The organism is Gardnerella sp. DNF00753 (assembly GCF_049244275.1).
Classification (GTDB): domain Bacteria; phylum Actinomycetota; class Actinomycetes; order Actinomycetales; family Bifidobacteriaceae; genus Bifidobacterium; species Bifidobacterium greenwoodii.
On sequence record NZ_CP058393.1, the window covers coordinates 937,628 to 949,446 of the forward strand.

Here is an 11,819-nt window from a genome sequence, read left to right on the forward strand (position 1 = left end):
AATACGCAAAAATTGCCTAAAACGCATCGAGGTTCAGTCTAGTACACAACAAAACCGTGGTCTTTGAACTGGTTTACAACGCGCTCTTTAAGTGCTCTAGAAGGCCCTTTTTGATTCTCAAGAGGGTACGGAATCCTAAGCTCATGCCACTTTGGTCGGCCTAGTTGATGGAAGCCAAGCACGTCAATATGCTCAACAGCATCCCCAAACGAATCGCAAATCTCAGCAACTTTTTCAACGTTTTCTTCGCTGTCGGTCAAACCTGGAACTAGCACAAAACGCACCCAAATCTTCTTACCAGCCTTCGCCAATCGCTGACCAAAGTCAATAGTTGGCTGAAGCAAGCCGCCAGTTACTTTTTTATACGTTTCTTCAGTTCCGGATTTAACGTCAAGAAGGCAAAGATCAATGTCGTCAATCATTTCATCCGTATAATTGCGATTCAAAAAGCCCGAAGTATCTAAGCAAGTATGCACGCCCATTTCTTTTGCAGCACGAAAAACTCTAGATACAAAAGCTGGTTGCATCATGGACTCGCCGCCAGAAAAAGTGATTCCGCCGCCTGTTGCCTTAAAAAGACTTTGATAACGGTCAACTTTTTTAATCATCGCATCTAAGTAGACTGGCTTTCCGTCGCGCATTTTCCAAGTATCAGGATTCTGGCAATACTGGCAGCGAAGCGGGCAACCACTCATAAACACTGTCATACGAGTTCCCGGGCCATCAACAGAAGTGTTAATATCCCACGAATGCACAAACCCAATATCGCCTGTTTTAAGAGCAACAAGGCGATCTTTACGATCTAGCCCAATTGGAGATTCAAAGCCGGAAAGTCCACCCATTAAAGTTTGACGAGCATACTCTTTTGACTCTTTGAGCATATGCTGAGTAGTAGTACGAAACGCTGTATTTTCAACCACTTTTCTGCCCTCCAAACTTATTTAACTGTGTGTAACTATTGCAATGTGTAACTATTGCAATGTGTAACTGTTGCAACAGTAAACTTGCGTCTAACCGTTATGCAAATAAGTAAACCGGGAGCGAAGCTAAGCTCGCTCCCGGCGCTCATAGATTAGATGAGTCAGTCAGAGACTGATCCTTGATGGAACGTACGAGAAATAACGTCGAGCTGCTGTTCCTTAGTGAGCTTCACGAAGTTCACCGCGTAGCCAGAAACTCGCACCGTCAAATGCGGGTACTTTTCTGGATGTTCAACTGCGTCCTCGAGCTGTTCCTTACGCAACACGTTAATGTTTGCGTGGTACAGTCCGTGACCGTTGCCAGCATCCAGAATGCCGACCAAGTTATCAATCCTCTCACTTTCATCTCGACCTAAACCATCAGGAGTAATGGTATTGGTCAGTGAGATGCCATCGAGGGCATCGTCATAATCAATCTTACCAACAGAAAACATAGATGGAAGCATTCCGTGAGAATCCATTCCATTTTCTGGGTTTGCGCCTGGTGCGTACGGCGTGCCTTTTTTGTGTCCAGACGGGAAAGAACCGGTGTTTTTGCCGTATTCAACGTTAGAGGTAATTGTCAAAATTGATTGTGTCGGCACGGCGTTTCTATACACAGGCAAACGCTTCACCTGGCCCATAACTGTGCTTACAACCCACTTTGCCAAGTCGTCGGCGCGATCATCGTCGTTACCGTAGATTGGGAATTCACCAACCGTCTTGTAGCCGACCACCAAATCGTCGTCTGCGCCTTCGATGTACTCGTACTCGTGGCCTTCAGTATTCTTAGCATCCTTGTTGTAGATTGGGTAAACCTTTGCATACTTCAAGGCAGCCAAAGAATCCGCTGCAATAGACAAGCCGGACATACCGCAACCAAGCGTACGGTAGACTTCCCTATCGTGCAAAGCCATTTCAATGGACTCGTAAGCGTACTTATCGTGCATGTAGTGGATTATGTTCAAAGCCTCAATATAAGTCTCGGAAAGCCATTCCAAAGCCTTCTCGTAGTTGGCCTTAACTTTCTCATAGTCGAGAGTACCGTCGGCTTCTGGGCGAATTGGTTCAATAACGCCCTTGTCAATAACCTGCATGCCGGTCATTTCGTCGCGACCACCGTTAATAGCGTAAAGCAAAGCCTTAGCGGAGTTCACGCGTGCAGCGAAGAACTGCATTTGCTTACCAACACGCATTGGTGAAACGCAGCAAGCAATAGCAGCATCGTCACCCCAGTGCTCACGAATGTCTTTATCTGACTCGTACTGAATTGCAGAAGTGTCAATAGAGATTCGTGCGCAGAAACGCTTGTAGGCTTCTGGAAGCTTTGGATCCCAGAAAATAGTGATGTTTGGCTCAGGACCCGGTCCCAAATGCTCAAGAGTCAAAGTGTTGAGCAGACGGAACGAAGTCTTGGTCACGAAAGTGCGACCATCCTCGCTAAAGCCTGCATCGGACCAAGTTGCCCAGTAAGGATCTCCCGAGAAGATTGCGTCGTAATCCTTAGTACGCAAGAAGCGCACAATACGAAGCTTCATAACAAGAGCATCAATAATTTCCTGAGCGTCGGTTTCGTTAATTAAACCAGCCTTCAAATCGCGCTCAAAGTAGCAATCAAAGAATGCAGAAACGCGGCCGAAGCTCATTGCAGCGCCATCCTGGCTCTTAACAGAAGCAAGGTAGCCCATGTAAGTCCACTGAACAGCTTCCTTAGCAGTCTGTGCTGGACGAGTCAAATCCAAACCGTACTCGTTACCCAAGTTAATAAGCTGCTTCAAAGCCTTAATCTGCTCATCATGCTCTTCGCGGAAGCGAATCCAATGCTCAATCTCGGTCTCGGTAAAATCGTTGCGGTATGGAATCGAATCCTTGTCACGCTTCTTGAACTCAATAAGCATGTTCACACCGTACAAAGCAACGCGACGATAATCGCCAATAATACGACCACGGCCGTAAGCATCTGGCAAACCGGTTAAAATCTTGTTGTGGCGAGCAATCTTAATATTCTTGGTGTAAACACCAAACACGCCATCGTTATGCGTCTTGCGGTAAACGGTAAAAATCTTCTTAATTTGAGGATCTACTTCCTTACCAGCTTCCTTAATAGCCTGCTCAACCATACGCCAACCGCCGTTTGGCATCATAGCGCGCTTGCAAGGCTCATCAGTTTGAAGACCTACGATTACGTTATCTACTTCTGGGCTTTCAATATAACCTGCTGGCATGGCGTCAATACCTGCAGGAATATGAGTTTCAACATCGTATACGCGACGCTCACGCTCAACAGCCAAGTAGTTGTCGTCAAGATACTTCCACATGTGCTTCGTTTTTTCTGTGGCATTAGCCAAGAAGCTTTCGTCGCCTTCATATGGCGTATAGTTCTTCAAAATGAAGTCACGAACGTCAATATCTTTCTGCCAGTTGCCACTTTCAAAACCGTCCCAAGCTTTGGTGCGAAGATCCTCTTCGTTGAGAACGGAAGCATCAACCGATGTCATTTTTAAGCTCCTTTTGTAATGCAGCGCACCTTCACGCTGTCTTAATAACAATATTAAGGCATACGTAGAAAAGTGCGCGAGGAGTTTTGCAAGAAATCTAGTGAGATATGTCACATTTTATTCTCGAAAAGCGGTTGTAACAGGCATTCTTCGATCCCTACCAAAAGCAATAGCGCTTACTTTTGGACCCAACGGATACTGCCTGCGCTTCCACTCGGCGCGATCTACCAAACGCATAACCGTATCTACCGTATGAGAGTCAAAACCGTCGGCAAGCAAATCAGCCCTTCCGTGAGCATGCTCAATATGAGCTTGTAAGACACGGTCAAGAAGCTCATATTCAGGCAAAGAATCGGAATCTTTTTGCCCCGGACGAAGCTCCGCGCTAGGCGGTTTAACAATAGAGTTTACTGGAATCAATATGCCGTCTTTAGGAGCTTGCGTCTTTTTAGCATCCTCAAAACCAACAATTTTTAACATTCCAACGCCTACTCCGGCTTTAGCTGCACGATTGCGCCAGCGAGAAAGCGCCCAAACACGCGTTTTTAGCAAATCTTTAATAGGAGCATACCCTCCTACCGCATCTCCATAAATTGTTGAATATCCGCAAGCAAGCTCTGATTTATTACCAGTTGCGAGCGCCAACACTCCTAGAGAATTTGAGTAAGCCATTACGATTACTCCACGAACGCGAGCCTGCAAGTTTTCTGCAGAAACACCTTGCAAATCAAGCTGAGACTGAAAAGCCTTAAAAATAGGCTCAATCGGCTGCACATCGTAGTGAGCACCAATGCGATTTGCTAAATCGCACGCATCATCCTTAGAGCCGTCAGAAGAATACATGCTCGGCATGGAAATTCCGTGAACATTTTCGCCGCCACACGCGTCCGCAGCCATAGTTGCAACTAAAGCTGAATCAATACCGCCAGAAAGACCTAAGCACACGCCTTTAAAACCGTTTTTACGCATGTAGTCGCGAAGACCCAGAACGCAAGCGCTGTAAACTTCTTCGTCCGAATCCAGTTTTGGAGCAATACTAGAAGTTTTTTGAGAAGAAAGCGAAGTGTCAAAATCAATAAAAGACAAGTCTTCAGCAAACATTGGCGAGCGCTCAAGCAAAGTTCCGTCAACATCAACAACAAAACTTCCGCCGTCAAAAACTAAATCGTCTTGGCCACCAACCTGATTCACGTACACAACTGGAGCATGAACTTCCTCAGCACGCTTTTTAGCCAAATTCAAGCGCACATGAGTTTTACCTTCCTCGTAAGGAGAGCCGTTCATTGTTATAAGAGCATCAATACCAAGTTCTGCTAAGCGCGCAACAGGTCCGCCATCTTGCCAAATGTCTTCACAAATAGCAAAGCCAAGACGCATATTATTAATCTGCAAAATTTCGCACTTATTTCCGGAAGAGAAAATACGAAACTCGTCAAAAACGCCGTAATTTGGCAAAAAATGCTTATCGTACTGAAGCACTGATTCGCCTTTGTGAAGAACAAGTAGACGGTTACGAGGCTTTCCTGCAGATTCGTCGAAACCAACAGTGCCAACTACTACGTAAAGCTCACCCAAGCCTTCTTCCGAAAGTTTTTTAGCAAGAGACTCTGCAGCTTTTTGCGCGACCGCACGGAAAGTTCCTCTTAAAGCAAGATCTTCAATCGGATATCCGGTTAATGTCATTTCTGGAAACACAACCATATTCGCACCATTATTTGCGGCGCAAGTTGCGTATTTCACCACTTTTTCAACATTGCTATCAATATTTCCAACGCAGGTATCTATCTGCGCTAATGCCAATCGCAAAAAACTCATATTTACTAGTTTAATAGCATGCGTTACGCAATTAAGCGACGTGTTGAAAAACTTATTTTTCCCCAGCCATGCCGTAAGCATGCGGATTAGTAACACGTCATAAATATTACTAATAAGCAAATTGTAGAATTCTTGATTTTTCTGGCCTATATTGAGAACTCGTTACTCGCGAAGGGGAGAAACGTAAAAACAAAATAAAAAAAAAAACAAACAACAAACACAACAAACAAACAGGTAAACAAACCAAGGAGAAGAAAATATGCGCAGGATTAAAGTTATTGCATCACTCACAGCACTCGCAGCGCTCGCAACTTTTGCTTTAAGCGGATGCGGAAGCACTAAAGGCGCAAACGGCGATGATAAGACAATTACCATAGCAGCAACGCCAACCCCACATGCGGAAATTCTTAACAATGTTGTGAAACCAGTTTTGAAAAAAGAAGGTTACAAGCTTGTTGTTAAGGAATTCACCGACTACGTTCAGCCAAATGCTGCAACCGAAGAAGGTGAAGTTGACGCAAACTACTACCAGCATCTTCCATACTTGGACAACTACAATAAGGAAAAGGGCTCGCACCTGATTTCAATTGCAGGAATACATTTTGAGCCATTTGGACTTTACCCGGGAAAGACAAAAACCATTAAGGATTTGGCTAACGGCGCTACTATTGCAGTTCCAAACGATCCTTCTAATGAAGCTCGCGCACTTCTTCTTCTTCAGGATGCCGGTTTGATTAAGTTGAAGAATCCAAAGGATGTAAAATCAACAGTTAACGACATTACGAGCAATCCTAAGAATTTGAAGTTCAAGGAGCTTGACCCGTCTGCAGTTCCAACAGCTATTAAGGATGTTGATCTTGCTGCAATGAACGGAAACTACGCTATTCAGGCTGGTTTTAACCCAACTAAGGATCCTCTTACTTCCGAAAAAGTTGGTGGCGTTGCCGCTAAAACTTACGAAAACATTATTGTTGTAAAGAAGGGTTCAGAAAAGCTGGCTAAGATTAAAGCCTTGATTAAAGCTTTGAAAACAAGTGCAGTTCGCGATTATATTAATAAGAACTATAAGGGCGCTGTGCTTCCAGTTTTCTAAAGAATAAAAAGTAGCCACATACTGCCACAAGGCGTGTGCTTTGCGGCAGTATTTTTAGTATTTTTTAGTTTGTAATATACGTAGTGTAGATATTTTAGTTAAGTATTGAACTTACCTAAAGTATCCTAAGAATAATAAGCTGTTAGGGAATAAGCATGATTCAGATTGAACATCTTCATAAAAGCTACGGAAAAGGTAGCGAAGCGCATGAAGCATTGCACGATATTAATCTCACCATTGAATCTGGCGAAGTATTCGGAATACTTGGCTCTTCTGGTGCCGGTAAATCTTCATTAGTGCGCTGCATGAATCTGCTTGAGAGGCCAACTTCCGGAAAAGTTATAATTGACGGCAACGATATTAGCGAAGTAAAAGATAAAGAGCTTGCTAAAGTTCGCGCGAATATTGGAATGATTTTCCAAAACTTTAGTCTTTTCCAGCAGCGCACAGTATTGCGAAACGTAACTTTTCCGCTTGAACTAAATCACACTCCAAAAAAAGAACGTGAAGAGCGCGCACACTATTTGCTTGACTTGGTTGGATTGCAGGATTTTGCTAACCGCTACCCTAGCCAGCTTTCCGGCGGACAACAGCAGCGCGTAGCAATCGCTCGAGCCTTGGCAAATAATCCTTCGATTATGCTTTGCGACGAAGCTACAAGCGCACTCGACTCCACTACAACAGCTCAAATACTTGACTTATTGCGCAGAATTAACCGCGAGCTTAACGTGACGCTCGTTATTATTACGCACTCGTTGGCAGTTGCTAGAAATATTTGCGACCGTGTGGCAATGATTGACGGCGGAAATATTGTGGAATTAGGAGATACTGCAGAGCTTTTCGCAAATCCACAAAGCGATATTTTGCGCACGCTTATTGCAGACGACAAAGTAGAAAATCATAGAAATAAGAAGAGTTTTACCGAAAACTACACACTTGCAGGCGAGGTGAAGTAAAATGCTAGAAACTGCTACACAATTTATTGATAACTATGGCGATTTACTAATTGAAGGCGTGCAAGATACTTTAGTAATGACTTCTGTGGCAACACTTTTAGCTTATGCAATTGGCCTTCCAATTGGTGTGCTGCTTATTATTTCGGGCAAAAAGGGCATTTGCCCAAACGCAACTTTAAGCGCTGTTATTGGCTGGATTGTTAATATTGTGCGCTCAGTGCCGTTTATTATTCTTCTTGTTGCTTTAATTCCGTTCACTCGCCTACTTGTTGGCACATCTCTTGGAGTTCCAGGAGCTATTGTGCCGCTTGTTATTACAGCAGCTCCGTTTGTGGCGCGAATTGTTGAACAGTCCTTGGCAGAAGTTGACGGAAGCTTAATTGAAGCTGCACAAAGCTTTGGAGCAAGCAAACTTCAAATTGTGTGCAAAGTGCTGCTTTGGGAAGCTTTGCCTTCGCTTATTCGCGGCGCTGCTCTTACATTCATAACGCTTTTTGGTTTTAGTGCAATGGCTGGAACAGTTGGAGCTGGCGGACTTGGAGATATTGCAATACGTTACGGCTACCAGCGCTACCAGTACGATGTTATGACGGTTGCCGTGGTGCTCTGCATTATTCTTGTGCAAATTGTGCAAAGCTTGGGAGATTTTATTTCACGCACTATAAATCACCACGAGCGCTAAAACTTACAAACTCTAACTTTGTAAAACTAAGGCATGTTGTGAAAACTTTACAAAAACAAAGTCTTCGCAACATGCCTTTAATAAAAAGTGCATGTAATCGTGTAAAATGGCTGATAATTCGACATTTGCAGGGGTGCTTTCTTTTAGAAGGCTGAGATAGGCAAAGCCTAACCCTTCGAACCTGTTTAGTTAATACAACGTAGGGAGCAACGATTTTAGTATGACCTCGAATTATCCATACGCATCAATGCGTGATCAGTTCAATCTCACCGCCTGCTTTATTGCAGACCCAAAAGCTTGTAATAATCGTCCGCTTACCGATATTGTTGATGATGCTTTGCGCGCAGGAGCAACGTTGATTCGTTTGCACGCAAATGATGAGAGCGCAAAAGAAATCACAACTATTGCTCGAGATATTGCACAAATTATTGAAGACAATAACAAGTGTGATTCAGTAACTTTTGTTATTGACGAGCGAGTTGATGTTGCTTGGCAGGCTAGAAATCAAAGCATTAAAGTTGACGGCGTTCACTTAGCTCAAAGCGACATGGAACCTAGAGAAGCGCGCGCTTTGCTTGGCGAGGATGCTGTTATTGGTTTAACAGTTGAAACAGAAAGCTTAGTTAAGGTTATTAACGAGCTTCCAGATGGTTGCATTGACTACATTTGCGTAACAGCAATGCGAAACCCAGAAGAAGGGCAAGAAAACACTACTGCCTCTTACGAATTGGAAGCGAATCACACAACGCTGGACGAAGCAAAAATTAATACGATTTGCTCCGCAAGCGATTTCCCAGTTTTAGTTGGCGGAAAAACTCAGCTTGAAGACGTATCTATGATTGCTCGCACAAAAGCTGCAGGCTTCTTCGTTACAGAACCGATTTATGCTTCGCAAACTCCAGAATCAACAATGCATGATTTTGTTGAAAGCTGGAAGTCAGTGCGCCAAGAAAGCAAGCACGGCTACGCTAAGCGCGTAGTTGTTGACGAAAAAGCTTCAAACTCAGAATCTAAAGAAACTGCAGAAAAGAAACCAACTTTTATTAACGCTAAAGAAGCAAAAGAAGCAGCAAAGTTAGCTAAGCAGCAGCGCGTAGATATTGCATCACGCGGATGCACTCAGCGAGACAAGGCTCATATTCGCAAAACTACTCCAGTTCATTTTGAATACGAGTACGGTTCTTACGATTTGGAAGTTCCATACACTGAGATTAAGCTTTCGGACACTCCTGGCGTTGGCCCTAACCCGCCTTTTAAGGACTACAATACTGAAGGTCCAAAGTGCGATCCTAAGGAAGGCTTGGCTCCGCTTCGACTTGACTGGATTCGCGACCGTGGTGACGTTGTGGAATATGAGGGTCGCAGGCGCAATCTTCAAGACGACGGAAAGCGCGCAATTAAACGCGGTAAGGCTTCTAAAGAATGGCGTGGTCGCACGCATAAGCCAATGAAGGGCGCGGATCATCCGATTACGCAAATGTGGTACGCTCGCCACGGAATCGTAACCCCAGAAATGCAGTATGTTGCTACTCGCGAAAATTGCGACGTAGAGCTTGTTCGCTCCGAACTTGCAGCCGGACGTGCTGTAATTCCTTGCAATATTAACCACCCTGAGGCAGAGCCTATGATTATTGGTTCTCGCTTCTTAACTAAGCTCAACGCAAACATGGGCAATTCTGCCGTAACTTCTTCTATTGACGAAGAAGTTGAAAAACTTACGTGGGCAACGAAGTGGGGTGCGGATACCGTTATGGATCTTTCCACCGGTAACGATATTCACACCACGCGCGAATGGATTTTGCGCAACTCCCCTGTGCCGATCGGCACTGTGCCAATGTACCAGGCTTTGGAAAAGGTTGAGGATGACGCTTCTAAGCTAAGCTGGGAACTTTTCCGCGACACTGTTATTGAGCAGTGCGAGCAGGGCGTTGACTACATGACTATTCACGCTGGCGTGCTTCTTCGCTACGTGCCGCTTACTGCAAACCGCGTAACCGGCATTGTTTCTCGAGGCGGCTCGATTATGGCTGAATGGTGCTTGCAGCATCATCAGGAAAGCTTCTTGTACACGCACTTTGAAGAATTGTGCGAGATTTTTGCAAAGTACGATGTTGCATTCTCTTTGGGTGACGGCTTGCGCCCAGGTAGCTTGGCTGATGCAAACGATGCTGCTCAGCTTTCTGAGCTTATGACGCTTGGCGAGCTTACTAAGATTGCTTGGCAGCATGATGTGCAAGTTATGATTGAAGGCCCTGGCCACGTGCCATTCGACACTGTGCGCATGAATATTGAAATGGAGAAGGCGATTTGCCAGAATGCTCCATTCTATACGCTTGGTCCTTTGACTACCGACACTGCCCCAGGCTACGATCACATTACTTCCGCAATTGGCGGCGTAGAAATTGCGCGCTACGGCACGGCAATGCTTTGCTACGTAACACCTAAGGAACATTTGGGATTGCCTAACAAGGACGACGTGAAGCAGGGCGTAATTGCGTACAAGATCGCTTGCCACGCGGCAGATCTTGCTAAGCATCATCCACATGCTATGGATCGCGACAACGCTATTAGTAAGGCTCGTTTTGAGTTCCGCTGGTTGGATCAGTTCAACTTAAGCTACGATCCAGATACTGCAATCGCCTTCCACGACGATACTCTTCCTGCAGAACCGGCAAAAATGGCGCATTTCTGCTCGATGTGCGGACCAAAGTTCTGCTCGATGGCTATTTCGCAAAACATTCGTAAGCGCTTTGGTGGAGCAGCTCAGCAGGAACAGCTTGTTGAAGAAGCTCGAAACCAGGCTATTGCTGACGGCATGAAAGAGATGAGCAAGAAGTTCCAGGAATCTGGCTCGTCGCTTTACCAAAGCGTTAAAGAATAAGCTATAGTAAGCGCGAACTTAAGCGCTGTAGGCAAGCTTATGTGAGCTTACAGCGCACGAATTACTTTTTAAAGTAATGAATAAAATACTTACAATGGATAATGCATAACAGAAGAAGGTTGAACAACCGAAGCGAGTTTTATAGCTAGGTTTTGCAAGGAATCTTGCAGGGCTTAACTATAAAGCTCGCTTTTTTATTGCTGATTTATTTACCAGCTTAAACTTCACAAAACTTCAATAGAAATAATGCCAACAGGCTCAAGAGGAGCATCAGAGCGATCGGTTGCAACCGACTCGAGCTTATCTACAACAGCCTTCGATTCATCGTCAGCGACTTCGCCGAAAATTGTATGATGACCGTCAAGCCATGGAGTTGGAACGGTTGTGATGAAGAACTGCGAGCCGTTAGTGCCATGCAAACGACCGTCACGACCGCGACGCTTTCCAGCATTTGCCATAGCGAGCAAATAAGGCTTGTTGAACTTCAAGGATGTGTCAATTTCATCGTCAAACTCGTAGCCAGGACCGCCAGTTCCGTTACCAAGTGGGCATCCACCCTGAATCATAAATTCCTTAATAATGCGGTGGAAAGTTAAACCATCGTAAAATGGCTCATGCGAAGGTTCTCCACTGAATGGGTCGATCCACTCGCGTTCACCGGTAGCTAAGCCAACGAAATTTTTGACGGTTTCAGGCGCTTTGGTATCAAACAGGTTGATTTTAATATCGCCTTCAGAAGTATGCATAATAACTGTAGTCATGTGGTAATTCTCCCATATTTTCGTGACTGTTTCAATTCGTGTTAAATAAAAATATTCGCATACGAAAATGCCCCACTTCGCGGAGTGAAGAAAGATGCGAAGTGGGGCAAGTATTTATTTATTGTCTGGCAAAGCAGCAGGCTTTGCAGGCTATTCAGGCTTTGCAGCCTCTCG

The 11,819-nt window shown here is 44.8% G+C and carries 8 protein-coding genes and 1 riboswitch; of the genes, 4 read left to right on the plus strand and 4 right to left on the minus strand.

All coding sequences use genetic code 11. From position 1 onward, the window contains the following. Positions 1-38 precede the first annotated feature (38 nt). From pflA to HXT33_RS03990, 3 genes are all read right to left on the minus strand, one after another. Positions 39-920, minus strand: a complete 882-nt coding sequence (gene pflA, locus HXT33_RS03980) for a pyruvate formate-lyase-activating protein (protein ID WP_016637030.1) — start codon at positions 918-920, stop codon at positions 39-41. 161 nt (positions 921-1,081) lie between these two features. Continuing rightward, entirely contained in the window at positions 1,082-3,457 is a 2,376-nt protein-coding gene (gene pflB / locus HXT33_RS03985) for a formate C-acetyltransferase (protein ID WP_004137380.1), read from the minus strand. Positions 3,458-3,574: 117 nt separating this feature from the next. Beyond that, positions 3,575-5,272, minus strand: coding sequence for an NAD+ synthase (locus HXT33_RS03990; RefSeq protein WP_421786609.1), 1,698 nt, complete (start codon positions 5,270-5,272; stop codon positions 3,575-3,577). A 259-nt stretch (positions 5,273-5,531) separates the two neighbouring features. Here HXT33_RS03990 and HXT33_RS03995 point away from each other — a divergent pair, with 259 nt between their 5' ends. The 4 genes from HXT33_RS03995 to thiC all read left to right on the plus strand — a co-directional run bounded on the left by HXT33_RS03995 (position 5,532) and on the right by thiC (position 10,884). Next, positions 5,532-6,365 carry a MetQ/NlpA family ABC transporter substrate-binding protein gene (locus tag HXT33_RS03995; RefSeq protein ID WP_004137384.1) on the plus strand — a complete coding sequence of 278 codons (834 nt, stop codon included), beginning with the start codon at positions 5,532-5,534 and terminating at the stop codon, positions 6,363-6,365. Between the two features lie 155 nt (positions 6,366-6,520). After that, positions 6,521-7,321 (plus strand): methionine ABC transporter ATP-binding protein, encoded by an 801-nt coding sequence (locus tag HXT33_RS04000; protein WP_410296122.1) that lies wholly within the window; start codon positions 6,521-6,523, stop codon positions 7,319-7,321. 1 nt (position 7,322) lies between these two features. Beyond that, positions 7,323-8,003 (plus strand): methionine ABC transporter permease, encoded by a 681-nt coding sequence (locus tag HXT33_RS04005; RefSeq protein ID WP_308583147.1) that lies wholly within the window; start codon positions 7,323-7,325, stop codon positions 8,001-8,003. A gap of 119 nt (positions 8,004-8,122) precedes the next feature. Then, a riboswitch (TPP riboswitch) is annotated at positions 8,123-8,226 on the plus strand. After that, a complete protein-coding gene (thiC, locus tag HXT33_RS04010) occupies positions 8,224-10,884 on the plus strand; it encodes a phosphomethylpyrimidine synthase ThiC (RefSeq protein WP_421786612.1) in 2,661 nt (886 codons plus the stop codon). It overlaps the preceding riboswitch by 3 nt. A gap of 224 nt (positions 10,885-11,108) precedes the next feature. Here the strand turns inward: thiC and HXT33_RS04015 are convergent, their stop codons facing one another. Further along, positions 11,109-11,645, minus strand: a complete 537-nt coding sequence (locus HXT33_RS04015) for a peptidylprolyl isomerase (protein WP_419389068.1) — start codon at positions 11,643-11,645, stop codon at positions 11,109-11,111. Positions 11,646-11,819 lie beyond the last annotated feature (174 nt).

Excerpts from the sequence above, each read along its gene's own strand:
- pflB (WP_004137380.1), bottom strand. The coding sequence starts at position 3,457 with ATGACATCGGTTGATGCTTCCGTTCTCAACGAAGAGGATCTTCGCACC.
- HXT33_RS04000 (WP_410296122.1), top strand. The coding sequence starts at position 6,521 with ATGATTCAGATTGAACATCTTCATAAAAGCTACGGAAAAGGTAGCGAA.
- HXT33_RS03995 (WP_004137384.1), top strand. The coding sequence starts at position 5,532 with ATGCGCAGGATTAAAGTTATTGCATCACTCACAGCACTCGCAGCGCTC.
- HXT33_RS04015 (WP_419389068.1), bottom strand. The coding sequence starts at position 11,645 with ATGACTACAGTTATTATGCATACTTCTGAAGGCGATATTAAAATCAAC.
- HXT33_RS04005 (WP_308583147.1), top strand. The coding sequence starts at position 7,323 with ATGCTAGAAACTGCTACACAATTTATTGATAACTATGGCGATTTACTA.
- thiC (WP_421786612.1), top strand. The coding sequence starts at position 8,224 with ATGACCTCGAATTATCCATACGCATCAATGCGTGATCAGTTCAATCTC.
- HXT33_RS03990 (WP_421786609.1), bottom strand. The coding sequence starts at position 5,272 with ATGAGTTTTTTGCGATTGGCATTAGCGCAGATAGATACCTGCGTTGGA.